This is a genomic window from Alkalimarinus alittae (genome assembly GCF_026016465.1).
Taxonomy (GTDB): domain Bacteria; phylum Pseudomonadota; class Gammaproteobacteria; order Pseudomonadales; family Oleiphilaceae; genus Alkalimarinus; species Alkalimarinus alittae.
Map to the genome: position 1 here is coordinate 4,117,699 of NZ_CP100390.1, position 20,514 is coordinate 4,138,212.

General features: G+C 44.4%; 22 protein-coding genes. 12 read left to right on the top strand and 10 right to left on the bottom strand.

Features of this window, described 5'->3' with window-relative positions; genetic code table 11:
- Positions 1–18: 18 nt before the first annotated feature.
- On the bottom strand, positions 19–2,073 hold the full coding sequence (locus NKI27_RS18670; RefSeq protein ID WP_265047522.1) for a TonB-dependent receptor plug domain-containing protein: 2,055 nt from the start codon (positions 2,071–2,073) through the stop codon (positions 19–21).
- 309 nt (positions 2,074–2,382) lie between these two features.
- Between NKI27_RS18670 and NKI27_RS18675 the strand changes: the two genes are divergently transcribed.
- Complete coding sequence (locus NKI27_RS18675; RefSeq protein ID WP_265047523.1) at positions 2,383–3,039, top strand: response regulator; 657 nt, start codon at positions 2,383–2,385, stop codon at positions 3,037–3,039.
- 11 nt (positions 3,040–3,050) lie between these two features.
- Here NKI27_RS18675 and NKI27_RS18680 read toward each other — a convergent pair whose 3' ends face one another.
- The 3 genes from NKI27_RS18680 to NKI27_RS18690 form a co-directional block, all read right to left on the bottom strand.
- Positions 3,051–4,853, bottom strand: a complete 1,803-nt coding sequence (locus tag NKI27_RS18680) for an ATP-binding response regulator (RefSeq protein ID WP_265047524.1) — start codon at positions 4,851–4,853, stop codon at positions 3,051–3,053.
- Positions 4,854–4,970: 117 nt separating this feature from the next.
- A complete protein-coding gene (locus NKI27_RS18685) occupies positions 4,971–6,065 on the bottom strand; it encodes a lipase secretion chaperone (RefSeq protein ID WP_265047525.1) in 1,095 nt (364 codons plus the stop codon).
- Positions 6,066–6,159: 94 nt separating this feature from the next.
- Entirely contained in the window at positions 6,160–7,089 is a 930-nt protein-coding gene (locus tag NKI27_RS18690; RefSeq protein ID WP_265047526.1) for an esterase/lipase family protein, read from the bottom strand.
- 199 nt (positions 7,090–7,288) lie between these two features.
- On the opposite strand from NKI27_RS18690, the gene NKI27_RS18695 reads away from it, so the two are divergent.
- From NKI27_RS18695 to NKI27_RS18705, 3 genes are all read left to right on the top strand, one after another.
- Complete coding sequence (locus NKI27_RS18695) at positions 7,289–7,921, top strand: FKBP-type peptidyl-prolyl cis-trans isomerase (protein ID WP_265047527.1); 633 nt, start codon at positions 7,289–7,291, stop codon at positions 7,919–7,921.
- A 100-nt stretch (positions 7,922–8,021) separates the two neighbouring features.
- On the top strand, positions 8,022–8,594 hold the full coding sequence (locus tag NKI27_RS18700) for a hypothetical protein (RefSeq protein ID WP_265047528.1): 573 nt from the start codon (positions 8,022–8,024) through the stop codon (positions 8,592–8,594).
- Between the two features lie 64 nt (positions 8,595–8,658).
- A complete protein-coding gene (locus tag NKI27_RS18705) occupies positions 8,659–9,081 on the top strand; it encodes a hypothetical protein (RefSeq protein ID WP_265047529.1) in 423 nt (140 codons plus the stop codon).
- Positions 9,082–9,093: 12 nt separating this feature from the next.
- Here the strand turns inward: NKI27_RS18705 and NKI27_RS18710 are convergent, their stop codons facing one another.
- Complete coding sequence (locus NKI27_RS18710) at positions 9,094–9,681, bottom strand: class I SAM-dependent methyltransferase (RefSeq protein WP_265047530.1); 588 nt, start codon at positions 9,679–9,681, stop codon at positions 9,094–9,096.
- Between the two features lie 134 nt (positions 9,682–9,815).
- Between NKI27_RS18710 and NKI27_RS18715 the strand changes: the two genes are divergently transcribed.
- The gene (locus NKI27_RS18715; protein ID WP_265047531.1) at positions 9,816–10,160 is read left to right on the top strand and encodes a HopJ type III effector protein; all 345 of its coding nucleotides are present in this window, start codon (positions 9,816–9,818) and stop codon (positions 10,158–10,160) included.
- A complete protein-coding gene (locus NKI27_RS18720; RefSeq protein ID WP_265047532.1) occupies positions 10,160–10,381 on the top strand; it encodes a DUF3820 family protein in 222 nt (73 codons plus the stop codon). The genes NKI27_RS18715 and NKI27_RS18720 overlap by 1 nt, the downstream gene beginning before the upstream one ends.
- A gap of 193 nt (positions 10,382–10,574) precedes the next feature.
- Here the strand turns inward: NKI27_RS18720 and NKI27_RS18725 are convergent, their stop codons facing one another.
- On the bottom strand, positions 10,575–11,069 hold the full coding sequence (locus NKI27_RS18725; RefSeq protein ID WP_265047533.1) for an FKBP-type peptidyl-prolyl cis-trans isomerase: 495 nt from the start codon (positions 11,067–11,069) through the stop codon (positions 10,575–10,577).
- A 179-nt stretch (positions 11,070–11,248) separates the two neighbouring features.
- On the opposite strand from NKI27_RS18725, the gene NKI27_RS18730 reads away from it, so the two are divergent.
- The 3 genes from NKI27_RS18730 to NKI27_RS18740 are packed head-to-tail and all read left to right on the top strand — an operon-like array spanning position 11,249 to position 12,745.
- A complete protein-coding gene (locus NKI27_RS18730) occupies positions 11,249–11,614 on the top strand; it encodes a YbaN family protein (protein ID WP_265049556.1) in 366 nt (121 codons plus the stop codon).
- A 41-nt stretch (positions 11,615–11,655) separates the two neighbouring features.
- Positions 11,656–12,330, top strand: a complete 675-nt coding sequence (locus tag NKI27_RS18735) for a CBS domain-containing protein (protein ID WP_265047534.1) — start codon at positions 11,656–11,658, stop codon at positions 12,328–12,330.
- Positions 12,331–12,343: 13 nt separating this feature from the next.
- The gene (locus tag NKI27_RS18740) at positions 12,344–12,745 is read left to right on the top strand and encodes a YkgJ family cysteine cluster protein (RefSeq protein ID WP_265047535.1); all 402 of its coding nucleotides are present in this window, start codon (positions 12,344–12,346) and stop codon (positions 12,743–12,745) included.
- A 14-nt stretch (positions 12,746–12,759) separates the two neighbouring features.
- On the opposite strand, the gene NKI27_RS18745 is transcribed toward NKI27_RS18740, so the two are convergent.
- Positions 12,760–13,425, bottom strand: coding sequence for an SDR family oxidoreductase (locus NKI27_RS18745; RefSeq protein ID WP_265047536.1), 666 nt, complete (start codon positions 13,423–13,425; stop codon positions 12,760–12,762).
- Positions 13,426–13,625: 200 nt separating this feature from the next.
- Between NKI27_RS18745 and NKI27_RS18750 the strand changes: the two genes are divergently transcribed.
- Positions 13,626–14,516 carry a DUF6279 family lipoprotein gene (locus NKI27_RS18750; RefSeq protein WP_265047537.1) on the top strand — a complete coding sequence of 297 codons (891 nt, stop codon included), beginning with the start codon at positions 13,626–13,628 and terminating at the stop codon, positions 14,514–14,516.
- A gap of 88 nt (positions 14,517–14,604) precedes the next feature.
- Here NKI27_RS18750 and NKI27_RS18755 read toward each other — a convergent pair whose 3' ends face one another.
- Complete coding sequence (locus tag NKI27_RS18755) at positions 14,605–15,138, bottom strand: hydrolase (protein ID WP_265047538.1); 534 nt, start codon at positions 15,136–15,138, stop codon at positions 14,605–14,607.
- 170 nt (positions 15,139–15,308) lie between these two features.
- On the opposite strand from NKI27_RS18755, the gene ylqF reads away from it, so the two are divergent.
- Positions 15,309–16,229 (top strand): ribosome biogenesis GTPase YlqF, encoded by a 921-nt coding sequence (gene ylqF / locus NKI27_RS18760; protein WP_265047539.1) that lies wholly within the window; start codon positions 15,309–15,311, stop codon positions 16,227–16,229.
- A 99-nt stretch (positions 16,230–16,328) separates the two neighbouring features.
- On the opposite strand, the gene NKI27_RS18765 is transcribed toward ylqF, so the two are convergent.
- Together NKI27_RS18765 and NKI27_RS18770 are read right to left on the bottom strand one after the other, a co-directional pair.
- On the bottom strand, positions 16,329–17,270 hold the full coding sequence (locus NKI27_RS18765; protein WP_265047540.1) for a DUF808 domain-containing protein: 942 nt from the start codon (positions 17,268–17,270) through the stop codon (positions 16,329–16,331).
- Positions 17,271–17,444: 174 nt separating this feature from the next.
- Positions 17,445–18,053: a hypothetical protein gene (locus NKI27_RS18770; RefSeq protein WP_265047541.1), complete on the bottom strand. Its 609-nt coding sequence runs from the start codon at positions 18,051–18,053 to the stop codon at positions 17,445–17,447.
- Positions 18,054–18,423: 370 nt separating this feature from the next.
- Here NKI27_RS18770 and NKI27_RS18775 point away from each other — a divergent pair, with 370 nt between their 5' ends.
- The gene (locus NKI27_RS18775) at positions 18,424–20,445 is read left to right on the top strand and encodes a neutral/alkaline non-lysosomal ceramidase N-terminal domain-containing protein (protein WP_265047542.1); all 2,022 of its coding nucleotides are present in this window, start codon (positions 18,424–18,426) and stop codon (positions 20,443–20,445) included.
- Positions 20,446–20,514: the final 69 nt, after the last annotated feature.

Consider the following 20,514-nt stretch of genomic DNA (forward strand, 5'->3'; position numbering starts at 1 on the left):
GCGGATAACCCAACTATTTTAGAGTTTATAGCTTAACTCAACCATTAAGCTTCTACCGGGTTTAGGGTAATCTGAAAGCATTGAGCCAGATGGCGATGGATCAGAGTAGGTGGTGTCGGCTAAGTTATAAACAGATGCTTGAAGCTCTAACCCTTCGATGTAATTCTTCCAAGTAACAGCCAGATCTAAGGTAACTAAATCGGGGACATCACTTCGCATATCCGCACTATCCCGACTTAAGCTACCTCGATATAACAACCCGACAAAACCGTCAAGATGCTTTGAGTGGCGATAGTTAAACGATGCGTTAGCCTTATGCAGTGGCACCTCTGGCGCACGCTCATTAGTCACCTGATTAAACGGATGTTGATAAGTATAATTGAGCGCTACGCTTGAACCATCTCTAAGCCTTGATGATATTTCAAACTCGATACCATCAACCCTTAACCGACCAACATTACCCGACTCGCTCACTGCAGCTCCCGAGGGCGTAGGTGTGGGTCCAATCAAATTAGTAATATCATTTCTAAACCATGTTGCCCGTAAGCTAGTGCGTTTAGTGATGTCGCCATTAATGCCTAATTCAAAGGTTTCTATTTCCTCAGGCTCAACATCAGGGTTCCCGATGATAGAGGGGTTGTTTATATTGTATAGCTCACCAAAAGTGGGCGCCCTAAACGCTGAGCCATAGGTGGCAATAAAATTATAATGTTCGATAAAGCCCCAAGTAAAGCTCAAGCGCGGGTTAAATGAACTACCAAAGTCACTGTAATGGTCGTAACGCGCGCCCGCAATGAGCCTCAAGTTCTCACCCATATCCCAAATATCTTGTACATAAGCGGCATAAATATCTCGATTATGGCTGCCATTCCAGTTAGTCGTCGAAGATATATCTTTCATCGGACCAGACCCGAAATTAGTCCAAAGCTCTACATTATACTGACTTTGATGTTCCGCCGTGACACCACCAAGTAGCTTGTGTTGGCTATTTAGTTGAAATTCAAGTTGAGCATCCACGCCTGTTTTATCATGCTTAATCGGGCTTCTTAAAAACAAACCATCGGGGTAAGTGAATCCGCTAGTATCAGTATACCCTTTGGGCACAATTTCCCACAGGTTATCAAACTGGAAGTGATCAAAATACAACTTGCTTATAAATGTAAGTTGACTTGAGAGTGCTCGCCGGTAGCCTAGTTCAAAAAAGTAATCGACATATTCCTGCTCTGTTCCATCATTCAAAACATTATTAGCACCTAAATAAGAACCACTTTGCCGCTTCAAATATTTGCCTTGCAGTGAATAGTCGCCGTACCCCAGCTGAAAGCCTAACTCATAACGTTGTTGCCAGAAATCGGTGGTGCCCGATTGCCCAATAGCGTCTGATTCAACATGCCCGTTTATACCGTCCGTATCTAAAACATTTAGGTTGACTGAGACGTCTAACTGATCAAACGTATCTCCAAACTGCACATTCAGTTTGTGAGTTTCATCGCTACCGGCACCCACGGTTAATTCGGTCCCGTTAATATCAGACGCATCTTTAGTGATGATGTTTATCACCGCAACAAACGCATTAGCCCCATACAAGGCAGAGCCAGGCCCTCTAACCACTTCAACCCGCTCAATATCATCTACAATAAAATTGTTGTAAGAAGTCTGTCCACCGCCATTAACCAGATTATTATTCGTAGGGTGGCCGTTAATTAGATACAGTACTTTTTCGGAAAAGTTAGTTTTTACTCCTCTAACCTCAACCGAAGAAATCCCCATATTAAACTGGCTAACGCCGATGCCGGGCAACCGCTTCAGGGCATCCATCAGGTTTCTAGCCCCCATATTTTTTAGTTCAGAGGCCGTAATCACCGAAACTGTTGCGCCGCTTTTTCTAATATTCTCTAACGTTTTAGTTGCCGTTGTGACATAAGACTCCTCTTGCAACCAACGAATCTCTTCTTCTAAAGCCGTGAGTACCTGCTCTTCTGATTCTTTCTCAGTTGCTTCTACCCAACTCACGCTAGCAGTCAATAAGACTAATAACGAACACCTCATATTTACTCGTATTATCTTTCGCATGTCCTATCTCTTTATTCTTTATAAGGCTCTATCTAACTGATGCTTGGCTTAGCATTAGCCGAATTTCTCGTTATATTGTAAATAATAGCTTATGCACTAAAAGCTGCCGCCCCTAAAACCAAAATCTATCACAAACCCCCTTCATCTACTCCCTGTAGCGACGCCATGTGTCTACGCAAAACCGACCACAATCACACTTTATTATTATTGATCGGTATATACTTGATACGACTGTCTAAACATTGCAAAGCTCAGACCGCTCATATTACGCAGTACGTACTAAAAAAATAAAAATAATCAGAGACCATTATGAATACGAACAATACTATGCTGCAAACAGCATCGGTGCGTTTTCTTATCGTTGAAGATCACCCTCTATTTTTGGAGGGGTTAACGTTGGCATTGCAAAAAATGCCCTCACACATCTATTTACAGTCAGTGGGTAGTGCGCAAGCTGCAAAAGCGGCTTTAACACAATCAGCTGACTATGACCTTATCTTACTAGACCTTCATTTACCCGATGGCCAAGGGCTTACGTTATTGCGCTATCTTCAACTTAAAAGAATATTTATTCCCGTAGCCATTATATCTGCCTCAGAAGATCAGTCTGATGTAAGAGCCGCCATCTCTGCAGGCGCGTCTGGTTTTATTAGTAAAGCTAATAATAGCGCTGCTATTGTGTCAGCTATTGAACGCGTGTTAGCAGGAGAAGAATGCCTGCCTGATTTTTATCATCCCCCCCAACAAAACCAACCAACACTGGCGACGCAGTGCACGCTTACGCCTCGTCAATTAGAGGTGCTTGAGCTGCTAGCGGAGGGCTTGCCCAATAAACGAATATGCCAACGCTTAGAATTGACTGAACATACGGTAAAAACCCACCTCAAAACACTGTTTCAGTTACTAGAGGTGCATAATCGGACAGAGTGTGTGCAAAAAGCGGCCAAGCTGGGTTTTCTCGGTTAAAGTAAGGAGGCTTAATTAGGCTTGGCTGTTAAATGGCTCAAAATAAGCTTCAGTTTGGCCGGTTTTAATGGCTTGTATGCCACTACGGTATTGCCGCTAACGGCTGCGTCTAAGTCCAACTCGGTGTTAGCAGACAGCAATAGAGCAGGCACCTCCCGACCATAGTGCTGACGCAATCGCTGAATGAGTTCAACACCATTTGTATCTGGGTCATTTAAGAATTGGTAATCGACGATTATCGCGTCAGGGGTCTCGGCTTGCACTGCGTTCAAGAGCCGTGAAGGGGAGTCGAACAGGCTTACTTGATAGTGCCAACCCGTTATTAGATGCGCCATTGACGCTAGAATTTCACGGTCGTCATCGACTATGGTTAGCTGTTTAATCTTCTCATTTTCACACTTAGCGGCTCGGACGAATAGGTCTTTGTCTCGTATTTCGTCATTTCTAAGTAACCTAAGCGGTCTCCCAACGGGCAGCAACAATCTAAACTGGCAGCCTGTATTTTTCGAGGATATTAACGTCAATGAAATGCCCTGCATGGCTGTCAGCTGTTTAACCACAGCCAAGCCAACGCCTAACCCGCCACCATGACGCGCTAATGAATTAAACTCTTTGAATGCATCTTCTTGGTCTTGCTGTTCAATGCCTACGCCATTATCGATCACGTTAATCTCAATAGCATCTTGCTGGTCAGCATCGCGCACTTTATTTAACGTAACCGCAAGCTCTGTTGCTTGGCTATGCTTAAGGGCGTTTTCTAATAGGTTTCTAAGGATGCGAGTGAGTAGCAATGGGTCTGTGTTGGCAAATAAGTGTTGCGGGAGGTTTGCGGTCAAAATAATCCCGCTAGCGTCGCAACGAGGTCGATATTCTGTCACTAAAGAATTAATTAGCTCACTACAATCAACTTCTTTTTTTCGGGGTTTAATGACACCAATACTGAGTCTAGAAATATCAAACAATGAGCCCAGTAGGTCTTGCAACTGGAGAATCGATAGCTGTAACCTCGACATCGTGTCTTGCTGCTGTGAATTGCCTAGCTCGCCCGAAAGGTTTTCTGCCAACAGATTCATTGCATGAAGCGGCTGCCTTAATTCATGACTTGCGGTCGCAATCAGCTTGGTTTTCTGTTCGCTTTTTATCTCGGCGGTTTCATGTGCAAACTCTAGCAGTAACTGCCCCAAAAAATGTGTCCTTTGTGAATGCTCCTGAAGATAGCTCCCGACGCCACCAATAATATTGGCCGTGATCAGAAAAGAACTGTTATAGATCAGCTCTTGTTGAGGAATACCTGCCAATCCCCCTACAATAAGATAGGTCAAAAATATCAGCCATGACGCAGCAATAGCTGAATAAAATGGGACTTTCATGACAAAGTAACCGTACATCATTACTAGCAGCAAACCATCATAAGGCATATAAACTTGCTGAAATCGGGCACTCATAATAATGGCGACAATAGCCAACCCCGACAAAAAGTAACTCACGCCATAATAGGCAAAGAACAAACGTGGCTTAAGCGGTTGGTAACTTAACCATATTAAGATGAGAATTAACGGGCAGATCAGAAAAAGACGGATACTAATCGTCCACTGCGAAACAAAGTCAGGGAATAGCCGATAATCTAACAGTGAATATGATAGAAATATGGCAAGGCTGAACCAGCCGATAGGACGAGCCCGCTTTGTTAACCACTGATAAAAATACTGCTGGTAGACGTTTTCTAAAGAAGAGGAAAATCTTAATTGACGGAATCCTAGCGCAAGATCCCGCGTTATCTGTTCTTCATTGAGACCTTTTATCCAGCGAGACATACGGGCACATTTCTTATGTTTGAGCATAATGGACATAACTTGTTTGCTCAAACATAAATCAACCCACGAATAAAATCACCCTAAATAAGCAGAGCCTTTGAACTCAGTACAACATTATCAAGATTGATGCTTCAAATCTCTCACTTTTGCTTGAGTCAGCTCTTTTTCATTGCTGAAATAGCGCGCTCTTAATAACCCTAATTGGTACGTTTGATCTTCATCGGTCAAGCCTGCACTCACCAACTGTCGTTTTTCTAAAAGATAGGCTTGGTAACGCTGATCGAATAAACGCTGCTGGCTTTGAAATGCGACTATTTCAGCTGCCACGTCTTCATCATAACCGTCATCCGCCAACTGCTGCCTTAACGTCTCTTCATTGCCTGATGTTATGGCCTGATGAATCACTTGATGCTTATCAGCATCTGCCAGTACTGTTTCTTCTGTTTTACGCACAATCGCTGGAAGTTGTTCACGATAAAACTGAGTGAGGGCGAGCTTTTCATCAACCGATAATGTTTCATCATTTTGCACCCTAATGGTAGCTAACGTATATTCACCATAGGCTTCTTCTAGAGTAAAAAAAGCCGTAACTGCTTCTTCACTCATGGTTTCACGGCGAATCGACTTGAGGGTTTGAAAGGTCATTTCTAGCATGTCTATCTGATATTGCTTGGTTTGCTGCTCGATCGGCAACATGGGTTGGGCCATCAATTCCACTGCTTGGCTTTTGTAAGCGAGGTACTCTCCCAGTAGCTTCATGGCTTGATCAACCGCTGACGGAGGCAAATAGCTAGCCGCCACTTGCTGCATCTCAGCAACCGCTACATCAGGGGTCACTTCTCCCACGGTATTCAAAAAATAATCAAAGAAGTCCTTAACCTCTAAATCAACCACCAGATTACCTGCGGCATCAAGCTTTAACTGGCCGTCAATGTCTGTACCTTCTAAGGAGGGCGCAAAGGCATTAGGCAATTGCCTAGGGGTTGCAATGGGCTGTATTTCAATGTCAACGTTCAGCGGTTGGCTGTTGTCACTCAGACTTGCTTGACGCCCCAAAGTTATAGCGGCTTGATCTGGCTGAACTGAGGTCAAACCAACGGACGAGGGTATCGCACCGACCTTCGAACCGCTATATTGCACACTTAAAACGGCCACAACCAACGATGATGCACCAATAAAGCCTAGCACTTTTGCCCATTGTTTATTGTTCATTAGACTCACTCTATTATTGTTTTATGTCGGTGCTTTTTGATTAAAAAGGCAGAGCGCGCTAACGCCCTCTGCCTAGAGCCTTTATCCTTATGGTCTAAAGCCCTTGATTCTTAAGACGATTGGCCTGACTTCTATACAATGAAATTGGGTTCGTCCAAACAGAGCGAACACCAAACAAGTGATTGATAGCATCGACATGATTTAACTGATAGCGGGTACTAATAACCTTACCCATTTTGGTTGCACATGACGCGACTAAACCATCATTATCTTCGCCAGAATCAAATGCATTTGAAGTAATCAACAAAAAAGCATCTGCGGGATCTAATACATTGGTCCAAGGGGTTTTACCACTCCAAGAATACATTTTGATGTTATTACCATTAATTGAGACGTTTTCTGAAGAAGCCTGACAGTAGGTTGGGTTTACGCCTTTCCAACCAAGTGCATTATTAAGCGCTATTGTTCCGCTAGTAGTCAGCGTTTCTAGTGCTGCAATACCGTCTTGTGGGTTATTACTCGATGATAGCGCGCCAACGATGTTTCCAAAGGCATTGGCTATGGCATTTGCACCCCCCTCAACAGATGAACCCGGCGGAATAACATTGCGAATAACATCCGCTACTTTAGAACCATAGTTGACGCCATTTATAGAGGTAATAGAGGCTATTTTATTCGGTATAATCGAAGCAGCAACCCGCGAAGTAGGAGCGCCCTGACTATGCGCCATCAAGTTAACCTTACTTTCGCCTAAACCTGAGATAAAGTTAGCCAACTGTTCTCCGCGTGCTTCACTTGAATTTACGAACGAAACGCTAACGGTATAAACTTTTGCGCCATCGCGCTCTAAGTTATAGGGTACTTTATGAAAATAATTCACTAAACCACCCAGAGTATCAAACCCTGTGACCCCATGAACCAGTACAATTGGGTATTTAGTTTTAGTATATCCCCACCAGGCGTGGGAGTTTGATGCAACCATCGCAAGGGATAGGCACACCGCTGTGAGCATGAGTTTACGCATTCCTGTCTCCATATTTTATTTTTATTTAAAGTAGTCAAATTGCGCATTTGAACGATCCATTCTATGGAGCCTGCCAAAACAAAGGTATCGCCCATTTGGGGGAGGCACACTGTCTGCCAACAAACCATAAATGCGGCTTATGCAGATGAGAAAAGCGGTGTTAGAATATGCCCACTAGAACTATACGAGAGACAATCGCATGACCGATAAGAGTGACATTAAGCTAGACAGTTACGAACAAAAAGTCAGTTACGGATTCGGTTGGCAGTTTGGTCGGCAGCTTCATAAGAACAATTTTGAAGGGCTCGACATCAATGCTGTGATGACGGCAATCAAGCAATGTTACGAAGGCCAACCCAGCTTACTCAACGATAAAGAGTTAGATAAAGCATACGATGCCGTCAAAGACAAAATGAAGCAGGCAAAAGCAGAGCACGCCAAAAACCTTAAGACGCTCAATCAACAGTTTCTTGAAGAAAACGCTAAGCGTGAAGGCGTTAAGGTCACTGCATCAGGTCTTCAGTATGAGATACTCGAAGCAGGAACCGGCCCCACGCCTATTGCTAATTCGGTTGTACGCACTCATTACCACGGTTCATTTATCAACGGACAAGTGTTTGATAGTTCCGTCACGCGTAATGAACCCGCTGAGTTTGCCTTGAATGAAGTTATTCCTGGCTGGTCGGAGGCCTTACAGATGATGCCTGTGGGTAGCAAGTGGCGTATCGCAGTACCGTCCAATATTGGCTACGGTGAGGCTGGCTCACCTCCAGTAATTCCAGGCGATAGCGCGTTAGTATTTGAAATTAGCCTACTGGCTGTTGTGGAATGAACGACTAAAATAAACAGCGACAGATACCACAAAAACTATCACGGTCACGTCACGATTAAGGTGGGGTGACCACACCGATAAGAGAGAAAAGGAGATTCTTATGTCAGTATTTACCCCTTCAACTATTTTAAAATCGTTCGCCATTGCCATTACGCTTTTCATAGCGTCAGCAGTACATGCCGAGCAACCCCTCACCAAGCAGGCTATTGAAAAATGGCTCAGCTCAATCGACAGTATTCAGGCGTGGTCCGATAGCGTTGAGGTATTACAAGATGACTCATCAGACGACGCTGAAGATTCATTTACCGTAGACGGAATGCTCAATCAACTAAAAGCTGCCAACGTTTATGACGAAGCTGAAGATGTCGTCCAAAAGGGTGGGTTTGACTCACTAGAGCAGTTCGCTGATATTCAAATTCGAATTGTGAAGGCAATGATGTCACTGGAAATCGATAAAGGGTACGCCGGCGGCGAAATACAAGCCCATCTCGATCAAATCAAAAACAACCCCCATATTTCTGAAGAGCAAAAAGCGATGGCGATGAACATGATTCAATCATCTATCGACATGGCAAAATCAATGGCTAATTCTTCGCCTGCCGATAAAGCCGCTATCAAGCCTTATATTCAGCAGATACAACAAAAGCTAAATGATGAAGAAGAAGCGATGTAAGCGTTAGTTACTGTAGCGTAGCATCAACCGAAACACAGTATCAAATAAAGGACGTTTCACAAACATGCGACATATTAAACCCGTTATACTCAGCGCCGTTTTCGCGCTATCCTCGAGCACAATAGCTCATGCTGAAGAGAACCCATTAAGTGGTGCAAAGTTAGGCTTTGGCCATGACAAAGGGTTTGGTCTGACCGGTCAACTAGGCAAGTTTAATGGTTTTATTGGCAATGATGGTCTCGCAGTAGACTACATTATTGTGAGAGAAAAAATAGAAGCTGAAATCCCGCTGCATTGGTATATTGCGGGAGGTGGTTACATCGACTGGAGAGGAGATGATGACTTTGGCTTACGCTCACCTGTGGGCCTAGATCTAAACTTTGCAAAAGGATGGGATGCTTACGTGCAAGTCATACCCGAGCTAGAAATAGTGCAAGAGTTTGAGTTTGGCTTAGATGCTGCTATTGGTGTACGTTACCAATTCTAGAGGTCTAACCTACTACTGAAACACTAGCATAAGATTATTAGCCGGCATCTGATGCCGGCTTTTTAGTGCTAGGCCAAAATTAGCCAATAGGTCTTCAACCCTTTCTATCTCTTTAATGCCGCTTTCTGGATCTCTTGCTTTTAACCACTGATCAAACTGCCGATTCCCTTCTCCGGTGTACTGCCCATTTTCATTAAATGGCCCATAAATACAGAGGATACCGTCTAACGGTAATATGTTTGCGGCACCGACTAACAAGGCTTCAGCAATACGCCAGCTCACAAAATGAAGCGTATTAGCGGTAAAAATGGCATCATAAGTCAGGGTCGTTGGCCAATTTTCACTCGTTACATCGAGCTCAATGGGCTCACACAAATTGCCTAGCGCCGCGTCTTGCCACCACTGCCTCATACCTGGCAAGCATTCTTTTAAGTCGCTCGGCTGCCATGTTAAATGGGGGAAACGTTGGGCTAAGTACACACCATGCTGCCCTGTGCCGCTCCCTAACTCTAAAACAGCCTTCACATTATTCAACACACCACTGAGCACTTCAGCAATAGGTTGTTGATTTCTTAGGCAAGATTCAGCAATAGGTTTCATCAGCTCACTCTATATCGGTCATCGACTGTATTGATTTTAGTGTTTATTCAACCTAACATCGCCAAGCTACACTCGCGCCATTAGCGTTGAAGATATTAATATTCGAATCAAAACAACACGTTTGAGGTACCACTATGACAGAAAGCCAACTAATAGAACAACTGGAAAACACACCTAAAACCGTTGAATTTGATCAGGTTATTGCCGTTATTGCAGAAAATTACGACTACCAGCCCACACGTTTTACCAATGGTGATATCGTCAACGAAGCAGGTACCAACGAGGGCTCTTGCAAGTTGTTTGCATTCGGGTTGATTAATCAATTATCTGACGAAGAGATGCTTGCATGCTTCGGCAAGTATTATCGTGACGATGTATTAAAGCACCCAAATGGGACAGATCACGCAAACATTAGAACATTTATGAACGCTGGCTGGGACGGTATCAAGTTTGATCAACCGGCACTCGCTGCTAAATAATGTTTGATAAACAAGATCTCGTCAAATTAGCAAAGGTGAAGATGCCTTTCGGCAAGTATAGCGGTCGAGTATTGATTGATTTGCCTGAAGAGTATCTGCTTTGGTTTGCAAAAAAGGGGTTTCCTGAGGGGCAGTTAGGGCACTTACTCAAACTTTCTTTAGAAGTCCATATTCATGGATTGACCGATATTATCAAACCTATCAAGAAAATGGATCTCTGATAAACGGTTTATTCACTGATGCTTAACATCATTAAAAGGCTGTCATTCCCGCAAACCAGATGAATTGCGAAGCAAGAGCGCGCGTCCTTGGGTGGGCGGGAATCCATGTCTTGAAGCGATGCTAAAACCTAAGTCCCCGCCTTCGCGAGGATGACAAGAGGATACAATTACGGTGTCTCTGAATAGGCACCAATTAGTGCTGATGACCTCCAACACCGTGCGCATGGCCATGAGATGCTTCTTCAGCGGTTGCCTCACGCACGTCAACAATCTCAACATCAAATACTAATGTGCGGCCCGCCAACGGGTGGTTGCTATCAACATCAACGTTAAACTTACCGGCTTTTACCACCGTAACCTGACGCGGCCCGTCTTCGGTTTCAACTGACACAACCATGCCGGCACGAATCTTAGACTTCGACTTCTTGTCTCCATGCAAATGCTTAATCGGAATCCGCTGCTGGTTGCCTTCGTTACGTTCGCCATAGCCTTCAGACGGTGGCACAGTCACTGAGAATGTATCACCGACCTGTTTGCCTTCCATTGCGTTTTCTAAACCTGCAACAATATTATTGTGGCCTTTCAGAAACAACATAGGGTCGCCATCATGAGAGCTCTCTATCTCCTTTCCTCCCTCTTCAGCTAGCCGATAATGAAAGCTGACGACCTTGTTTTTATCTATGATCATGCGTATTTCCTCAGGAAAGGGTCAATAAAAAGGCCGTTATTATCGTAGCTCCTGCCTTGAAGCGCAAGAACCTCATCAAACAGCTGAAGAGCACGACCAATGAAATGCGAATTGAATAGCCCTATGCTATGATGAGGGGTAATAAGTAGTTTACTATCTGGGTTAAGAGGCACTGGGTGATGGGCTCTACACGTTATCTTGTTATGTTTATCGGCTGGGTCAGCGTTGTGTTGGGCGTGGTTGGTATTTTTCTCCCTCTACTACCTACCACTCCCTTTATTTTGTTGGGCGCTTGGTGTTTTAGTCGTTCTTCACCTTTCTTTCATAATTGGCTTATCGCCCACCCCAAACTGGGGCCTATTATTGAAACGTGGACTAACGGAGATGGGCTTCCGGTGAGAGTGAGAAACAGAATCATCTTCTTTATGTGGGTTAGTATGATTCTCTCAATGTTACTAATTGCTAAGCTATGGGCCGTTTTATTATTGGGGACTATCGGCGCATCTGTAACGGTTTATATTATGCGAAGGCCTGTCGTCTATTAGACGCACAGATTAGAATGTATTCTGTCTAAAAGAGGTTATCGATGTCGGTATTTTTCGTTCATGAACCCTCTCGTGGAATAGTCACACCGCTTTCCGATAAGTTTCGGATACGGCAAATACTTGCACCTGAAGAGCTGGATGAAATTCAAAAAACCCATCGAAAGATTACCTCTAACCCTGAAAACTACCCCCAACCTTCACAACGTGAGCGAATCAACCCAGACGATGATCAGCCCACCGAGCAGCAACGGGAAAGCCAACTGGCCGCCAATGCTTACTCAGCCACACGTGATCAGCCAACCGACCACATGTTTCAGGCCTTTGCATGGTCGATTATGTCTAAGCCTGTTATCACCACACCTATTACATCTTCACTGAGTGATGCAATAAAGTTAATGCAGCATCACAGTATTAATCACTTAGTTATTATCGATGAGAAACATCAGCTGGCAGGATTATTATCTGAAAAAAACATTCTGCCCTACTTAATAGAAACCGAAATTCCAATCAAAGAAATCACCTTAGACGTCTTTTGTCGTCGAACACTACTATCAGCAACGCCTGACACCGACCTCTACGAACTGGCTCACGTCATGTTAGAAAACCGGATAGATGGCATCGTCATCATCGAAAACAATACATTACAAGGCATCATTACCTATTCTGATATGGTGAAGGTGTTATTAAAAGCTAAGCAACTAGAGACGACCGCTTGATGAGCCTTCACCATTGAAAGAATGTAACTCATGCGGTAAATGCTGCATCAAATATGGTGATGGTGACTTATCGGCCTCAAAAGACGATATCGAGATGTGGGAACTATTCCGGCCGGATATCTATCGTTATGTGCGCAATAACCAAATCTGGTTTGACCCCGAATCCGGAAAACCGCTAACCCGTTGCCCTTGGTTACGTGAAGAGCCACCTCAAGGCACAAACTCAGTACGTTATAGCTGTGACATATACCGCGACAGACCCGAAGACTGCCGCCACTATCCTAGCCTTATTGATGAGATGCAGCGGGATGAGTGCGAAATGCTGGAGCCACATGACCTATTAAAGCCACGACAGGCTCAGCAAAAACTCGATTTAATTATGACGGATAGCCGCCCGCCAGCACTTTACGATTAGCCCATACATCACCACTACCAAGGCAACACATCACCATTGGAGTGCCAAAACGTACCCGTCGTTTCAATCGTTAGCGCTGTAATACGCTGGGCCAATCGCTCTGCCGCTGTGGCAGGTGATATATCGCCCGCATAACCCACCATAGAGGTCTGTACAAAACCCGGATGAAGAATGGCGATTGCAACCCCTCGAGGCTTTAAGTCATTGGCCAATGACTTTCCCGCGGCATTAAGTGCGGCTTTCGACATCCGGTAACCATAATAAGCTCCAGAGGTGTTATCTGAAATCGAGCCCATTCGGCTGGTCACTAATGCGACCTTAGCGCCACGTTTCAACGCATTATCTAAGGCGTGAGTCACTTTTAAGGGGCCGACGGCATTAACCTCAAACTGACGAGATATTTCTTCGAAGTCCATATCGTTGAACGATTGATTAGAAAAAATTCCCGCGTTGTTGATCAAGATATCAATCGAACGCTCGCCTATTGCAAGTTTCAGCCGATCAATGCCGTGGTCACTCGACACATCAACATCTTCAACAACCTCAACCCCTAACCCTTGTAACGCTTCAGAAGCACTGCGACAAACGGCTATAACGTTCAACCCTTTTTGTTTGTAGTAAGCGCAAAACTCAAACCCTATCCCTTTATTCGCGCCCGTAACGACCACTGTTTGACTCATAAGACACCCTTTTTAATCCGTTTAAACGTTAGTTAATGGCTCTAAAGTAGCCAATATTCAAGGGATGATCAAACTTGAAAGACCCACACCACACACTCAGCCCCCCCCCGTAGCCGTGATGCAGCGAAGCGGAATCAAGAAATCTGTACCAGGACGCGATAAGCATCACAGATTCATTTGTATAAATCTTATTATTTTCTATGATTATCAGTAGTGATATCGCCTACCCATCACCGCTTCCACTATTGATAGTCTATATTGGTACCATGAGTCGCATTACACCAACATCAAAAACAGCGAAGATTTTAATCCTAACCATCACCTTGTTAATGTCTGGGTGCAGTGGCTTTGGTTTTTTATTTGAAAGACTCGACTGGCTGATGGTTTGGCAATTAGACCGTATGTTCGACCTCAGTACAGAACAAGAAGAACATATTAAACCCAAGACGATTGAGTTGCGCGAATGGCTTAGAAACGAAGGGTTTCCGAAGGTCACTGATGAATTGAACCACACCCTTAGACTGTGGAACAATGGGAAGTTAGAGGCGGCTTATCACTATATGGAAAGCACATCAGACGTGCTTATCTCGGCGTTTTTAGTTCAGTTAGTACCCGTTGTGCAAACGCTATCACTGACGCTCACCGAGGCGAATGCCGAACACTATCGACAATATAATAATGAGAAGCAAAAAGAATGGTTTGAGTATGCGGAGTCCGATGAATCAAAGGCCGATGCAAGAATAGAGCAACTCGAAAAGTGGTTTGGCCATTTATCCGACCAACAAATCACAACCATCAAGCCTTATACAAAGCTTTACCCTGATGAGCGCCAGATTAGAGTCGATAATAACAACCAGTGGCGAGAAAAGATATTAGCAGCAGCGCTAGCTAGAGATACCGCACAATTACAAAAATGGATAGAGTCGCCCGATATTTTATGGACTAAGGAGTATGCAAGCGCTTACTATAAAAACAAACAAGACATCGCAGGTATGATGAACGCGCTTCTTCCTACATTAACAATCAAACAAAAGAATCATGCGACTGACCGAGCTCTAGACTGGATTAGCCGAATGGAAGATACGCGCTAACTACGTTCGTTACCGCGGTATTAACACAAAGGCGGACATACCAATCCGCCTCTATAGGTGGCGAGTCTTTAGGGTAAATATGCTCGTTTTATTTAATCAACCCACGAAACACATCACCTTCTGCCTTCTGTTGAAGCTCAAACAGTACCGATTCAACGCAGCTTAACTTTGCGCCACGCTGGGTCATCATTTGTAAGCCGATTTGCTTGTTATCTTCAGTTCTAGAAGAAACAGCGTCAGCGACAACGGTAACGTCGTACTTGTGTTCCAGTAAGTCTTGTGCGGTTTGGTAGACGCAAACATGCGTTTCGATACCTGCTAATATCACACGTTTGCGGCCTTCATCATTGAGCCGTTGGCGGAACTCGTCGTTCCCATAGCCACTAAAGCTTGATTTTGCGATAGGTTGTTCCGGTGATAATTTAGACCCAAGGGATTCAACTGTTGGCCCTAATTTATCGGGTAGTTGCTCTAACCATATAATCGGTATATTCAACAACTTAGCACCGTCTATCAACAGCCCGAGTCTTTCGATTAAACCCTCGCTACCCGACATGAGCTTAGCTAACTTACCCTGCACATCAATAATAACCAGCACTGACTGCTCTTTGACTAAAGACACGGTGTACACTCCTTATCATCGTTTTAAACTATATAGTATAAGCTACGCTTTAAGTCTCTCGTCATCAAGCGACGATCAACCCCTTTTAGCACTCCCTGCCAAAAGGGTGTTCCGCATAGCCGCTGCAACGGGTAAACTAGCGACTTTAGCACTTCACTCTAAGGACATTCATGGCGATCAACTGGTTCCCCGGCCACATGCACAAGGCCCGCAAAGAGATTCGAGAGATCATGCCGCAAATTGATCTCATTATAGAAGTACTTGATGCGCGCATCCCGTTTAGTAGCGAAAACCCCTTAGCCGACGCGCTAAGAGGGGATAAGCCCTGCATTAAAGTACTCAATAAAAGTGATCTCGCTGACCCTGTGCGCACCGAAGAGTGGGTAAAATATCTAGAGAAGAACAAGGGTGTTAAGGCGATTCCTACCACCTCAGAGCAACCGGGGCAGATTAAAAATCTATTAGACCTATGCCGCCAGATGCTCCCTCATAAAGCCGATTCAGAACTTTTGGTCAGAACCTTGATTATGGGCATACCCAACGTGGGTAAATCGACCATTATCAATACACTCGCCGGTCGAATGATAGCCAAGGTGGGTAACGAACCTGCTGTCACCAAGCGCCAACAAAAAATAAACCTGCAAAATGGTATTGTGCTGTCAGATACCCCAGGGTTTTTATGGCCAAAGCTTGAACCTGAAAGCTGTGGCTATCGTCTAGCGGTAACCGGCGCAGTGAAAGATACCGCCATTGAATATGAAGATGTCGCCTCTTATGCCGCTGAGTTTCTACTAACCGATTACCCCGAAGCCGTCATGGAGCGATACCAACTAGAGTCTTTACCCGCTAGCGATTTCGAGCTAATGGAAATCATTGGCCGTAAGCGAGGCTGTTTAAGGCCGGGTGGAAAGATAAATCTTCACAAAGTATCTGAGATTATTCTCAACGAGCTAAGAGATGGAACCCTAGGGCGCCTAACACTCGAAACACCCGCCATGGTGGAGAAGGAACAAATTGATTTAGCGGTAGAAAAAGAAGCTAAAAAAGCCGCAAAAGAAGAACGGAAAAATAGACGTAAGGGACAGTATTAGTTCTCGGCAATAGTTGGCTAAGAGGGCGCAGGCTTACAAGCACTGTTCGGTCAGTAATATAACGTTTGACCGAATAGTACGTTACTCAGGCCTGACAACTTAGCTTTTAACTACCGCTCTAGCCTTACTGGCCACCGATATTAATAGCAATACCAGCCCACCCGCAATCATCCCGATTATGCCATCAAATAATATCGGCGTAATAGCCGTTGAGTACGACCCCACTCCTGAGGCGACCATTGCGGCCACATTTGCAGACTGCTCATGTAACCAGTGGAAACTATGCACTAATATTCCCCCCCCGACCAAAAACATAGCAATCGTGCCGACAATAGACAGTGTTTTCATCATATTAGGTGCAAATATCAGCAAAGAACGCCCCATAAATCGTTGGATAGAACGATAAGAGCCTGAGACTGACTTACGCAATAGATATAAGCCAAGGTCATCGAGTTTAACGATCGCAGCAACTAACCCGTACACCCCCACCGTAATAAGCAACGCTAATGAAGAAACAATCATTACCTGCATGGCAAACGTTGCTTCTTGAACCGTACCTAATACAATCACTACAATTTCTGCGGATAAAACAAAATCGGTGCGAATAGCCCCTTTTATCTTTGCTTTTTCCAGGGCAACAAGGTCAACGTTAGGCTTTTGCAGCGCATTGACATGTGCTTGGTGTTGTTCTGTTAAGTCTTTTTTACTATGCAAAAGCTTATGCGCAACTTTTTCAAACCCCTCATAACACAAATACAGGCCACCAATAACAAGCAGCACGGTAATTAGGGACGGCGCAAAAGCACTAATCGCCAATGCTGCGGGGACTAAAATAAGCTTATTTAAAAAAGAACCTTTGGTAACTGCCCATACAACCGGTAATTCACGATCAGCTTTAACACCAGACACTTGCTCTGCATTTAGCGCGAGGTCATCACCTAATACACCTGCCGTTTTTTTAACAGCAACCTTTGACAATATCGCGACGTCATCCATTATCGCCGCAATATCATCTATTAGGGCTAAGAGACTAAAAGACATCTATTCACTCCTGAAATAGTAAGAAAAAGGAGGGGGATTTAAACAAAATGGAGGGCTTAATCCAAGAAATCTTTTGTAAGTAGAAAAAATAGAAGGCGCAGCTTAAACGATGGCAGAGGTGTTAGGCGAACCCCAATCCATAAAAAGGTCTAATTTTGTGTGCGAATAGAATGCTTAAATAATCGTTTTAGTGACAGTTTCTGAAAAGTCACTTTCCAGTCCGTTACTATCAACAACAGTAATGGCAAAAAGGTGTATGCCTGCATCTAAAGCAGATAAATCAAGCTCTGTAACATCACCAGCCACTTCAAGAACTTCTTCTACACTGCCATCCTCGGTCGTGTGATAAATTCTAAAGGTATCAATCTCATATAGCTCAAGGTCACTGCCATCGGCTCGAGAACTGGGCAAAGACCAAGATAGCTTTGCAGATCGGCGCTCTTCTATTAAGACCTCTTCTTCTGCCTGCACTTCTGCTGCCGCCACTTGCTGGACTGCGCTACTGGTAGAGCTTCCGCCACCACCGCCACACCCCGTTAACATAAGCGGAGATAAACTCAGAACTGAGGTTAATATAGTGTTTCGCAAATGACGTTGGAGCTTTAATAACTTCCAAACCTGCCATCTAGACACCAGTTTCATCTCAACCAATATATCACCCAGGTGTTTATCTGTGTGTGTTTGAGCAATAATCGCATCGTCAAGTTGCTGCTGAGTAATAACATTACTGTCTAACAGCAAATCGCCTAAGCGGGTTTTCTTTTGCTCTCTTAACATCATCACTTTTACTCCAAATACATAAGCCCCGAAGGGTCTATGAAGCAGGTCGCCATATTAACCAGTTATACACACACAACAAAAGCGTCGCCGATATGCGACACAAATCACATAAAAAACAATAATCTCTTGTTTTTACGCTCATTTTCGCTTTTTCACCTTATGTTATCACTATAGGTTAAAACCAAAGATGACGCATAATTCAGCAAAAACTATCTTGTCAGTTTGTGAATAGTCACTCAGTTACGGTGAGATTCAAGCCCATTTTCGCGCGCCGTCACATTTTCTAGCTCAAAAAACCGTTAAAATCTGGTACATATGTAACACAATAAAATAACCTAAAATAAGAACCCAACAAAAAAGGATGACGCCATTCATGCTGCGCTCACCATTATTAGTGCTGTTTTGCTTTTTAGTTGCCTGCACTGAGCAAAAATCATTTAGTGTTCAGAATATCCAACCATTAACACTGGCGCCTCCTGCTCATTTTATGGCAGGAGCTGCAACTGCCGACATAACGCCACCTCCCGGCTACCTACCCAGAGCAGGCTATGCTCTCTGGTCAAACATTGGCGAAGGGTTTCGCACTCGACTTTATGCTCGCGTTTATTATCTACGCGATAGCGACGGTGACAGTCACCTTATTGTTCAGACAGACCTAACCGCGGGCTCAAGAATACTTCATACTCGATTAGGAGAATTCCTGGCTCAGCACACCGATATAAGCACTAGTAATATCACCATCACAGCAACGCATACTCACTCAGCACCCGGTCAGATTTTGGGTAGCCAGTTCTATAACAAACATATATCACACCAGTCAGGGTTTGCCAGCGGCTACTTTGACTTTGTATTTAACCAAATTAGTAATGCGGCTATCGAAGCATATCAGCAACAAAGGCCCGCTAAACTGGCAACGGGTAAAGTTGATATATGGGGCCTAACCCGTAACCGCTCAATACAGGCTCACATTGAGAATGACAATGTAGAAAACAAAAGCATCACAGATAATCGCACCTTCCACCGAGTAAACCCATCACTCTATATGGTTAGGATTGATAGCCTCAACGAAAATAACGAATACGAACCCTTGGGCGCATTTGCCAGTTTTTCCATTCATGGTACCGCGCTACCTCAGCAAGAAACCCTATTCAATGCGGATGTTTGGGCTTATATCCATAAAGACTGGGAGCGATTTATCGCCCGTACCTATGACCTATCTCGCGCTATTCATGTGTCAGCATTTGAGGGGGCGCATGCAGACACTGCACCAGCACAGCGATTTGGCATGGGCGGCTATATTGAAGCCAGACGAATTGGCCAAGGTGTGGCTAAAAAAGTCACCGCACTCTACCAACAGCTAGACGACCAACTAACCGATCAAGTGGATATTGCATCCGCTATTCGCCACGTCAACTTACGTGAGAATAACATTATCGACGGCTACGAAATCTGTAAAGATGCCGCTGCAGGCATGACGTTAGCCGCCGCGCCGCAAGAACATACCTCTCCGGTGATTGGTTACTTGCCATTCTTTAAAGAAGGTTCTCGTCGCTGGGGTAGCGAAGAAGATAACTGTCAGGGCCGCAAACGTATTCTAGGATTTTCCCTGCTTCAACCCATTTTTGAGCCCAAAGATAGCTTTCCAGATTACGTATTATTCCAGCTAGTCAAAATTAACGACTTAGTCATGGTACCTCTGCCTTTCGAATTCACCACCGAATCAGGCTATAGACTCTCTAACGCTATTAAACAATCGTTCATTGAAGCGGACAAACCGATTAAGCACGTTATGATATCTAGCCTTGCCGGAGGCTATACCGGTTATGTTACAACCCCTGAAGAGTATGGGCGACAATACTATGAGGGGGGCCACACTATCTATGGAAAACAAACATTACCCTACTTAACGGCCCAATCAAGCAAACTAGCTCATGACATGCTTAATAGCAAAGACCCCGTTATAGCGCTACCTGCACAGTGGCAATATAGCTTTGAAGTAAAACGCTTTTTACCTCAATCCACACGTGCATCAGGGCATCGAAGTGTTCTACAAAGCCCAACCTACATCCACGCCTCAACCAACTTAGAAGGACAGTGGACGTTTAGCTGGCTAGATGTGAATGCATCAAAAATTGAGCTGCACCGACCGTTATTAAGCATTGAAACTCGCCTCAATAAGGAAGAGTGGGCGCCGTTAGAGATAGATGGCGTAGCCGTTAACGATGATGGGTATGATATGGCAATCAGGATTAATGAAACGGATGCAGGCAATGGTATGGCGGAGTATAGCGCTTACTGGTTCAACCCTTTGTTTGATGGGGAGCAACGTCAATACCGCTTTGCAGTAGAACCTAGAGGTCAGCAGGCAATATTCTATTCACCTGCATTTAACTAACTAAGTTCAGCATAAACCACTTTTCACTACGGTTATCCTCGCGCAGGCAGGGATCCATTTTCTTTCGGT

Bases quoted from the DNA above. Each gene is read 5' to 3' on its own strand.
- NKI27_RS18670 (WP_265047522.1), bottom strand. From the start codon at position 2,073: ATGCGAAAGATAATACGAGTAAATATGAGGTGTTCGTTATTAGTCTTA.
- NKI27_RS18675 (WP_265047523.1), top strand. From the start codon at position 2,383: ATGAATACGAACAATACTATGCTGCAAACAGCATCGGTGCGTTTTCTT.
- NKI27_RS18680 (WP_265047524.1), bottom strand. From the start codon at position 4,853: ATGTCTCGCTGGATAAAAGGTCTCAATGAAGAACAGATAACGCGGGAT.
- NKI27_RS18685 (WP_265047525.1), bottom strand. From the start codon at position 6,065: ATGAACAATAAACAATGGGCAAAAGTGCTAGGCTTTATTGGTGCATCA.
- NKI27_RS18690 (WP_265047526.1), bottom strand. From the start codon at position 7,089: ATGCGTAAACTCATGCTCACAGCGGTGTGCCTATCCCTTGCGATGGTT.
- NKI27_RS18695 (WP_265047527.1), top strand. From the start codon at position 7,289: ATGACCGATAAGAGTGACATTAAGCTAGACAGTTACGAACAAAAAGTC.
- NKI27_RS18700 (WP_265047528.1), top strand. From the start codon at position 8,022: ATGTCAGTATTTACCCCTTCAACTATTTTAAAATCGTTCGCCATTGCC.
- NKI27_RS18705 (WP_265047529.1), top strand. From the start codon at position 8,659: ATGCGACATATTAAACCCGTTATACTCAGCGCCGTTTTCGCGCTATCC.
- NKI27_RS18710 (WP_265047530.1), bottom strand. From the start codon at position 9,681: ATGAAACCTATTGCTGAATCTTGCCTAAGAAATCAACAACCTATTGCT.
- NKI27_RS18715 (WP_265047531.1), top strand. From the start codon at position 9,816: ATGACAGAAAGCCAACTAATAGAACAACTGGAAAACACACCTAAAACC.
- NKI27_RS18720 (WP_265047532.1), top strand. From the start codon at position 10,160: ATGTTTGATAAACAAGATCTCGTCAAATTAGCAAAGGTGAAGATGCCT.
- NKI27_RS18725 (WP_265047533.1), bottom strand. From the start codon at position 11,069: ATGATCATAGATAAAAACAAGGTCGTCAGCTTTCATTATCGGCTAGCT.
- NKI27_RS18730 (WP_265049556.1), top strand. From the start codon at position 11,249: ATGGGCTCTACACGTTATCTTGTTATGTTTATCGGCTGGGTCAGCGTT.
- NKI27_RS18735 (WP_265047534.1), top strand. From the start codon at position 11,656: ATGTCGGTATTTTTCGTTCATGAACCCTCTCGTGGAATAGTCACACCG.
- NKI27_RS18745 (WP_265047536.1), bottom strand. From the start codon at position 13,425: ATGAGTCAAACAGTGGTCGTTACGGGCGCGAATAAAGGGATAGGGTTT.
- NKI27_RS18750 (WP_265047537.1), top strand. From the start codon at position 13,626: ATGATTATCAGTAGTGATATCGCCTACCCATCACCGCTTCCACTATTG.
- ylqF (WP_265047539.1), top strand. From the start codon at position 15,309: ATGGCGATCAACTGGTTCCCCGGCCACATGCACAAGGCCCGCAAAGAG.
- NKI27_RS18765 (WP_265047540.1), bottom strand. From the start codon at position 17,270: ATGTCTTTTAGTCTCTTAGCCCTAATAGATGATATTGCGGCGATAATG.
- NKI27_RS18775 (WP_265047542.1), top strand. From the start codon at position 18,424: ATGCTGCGCTCACCATTATTAGTGCTGTTTTGCTTTTTAGTTGCCTGC.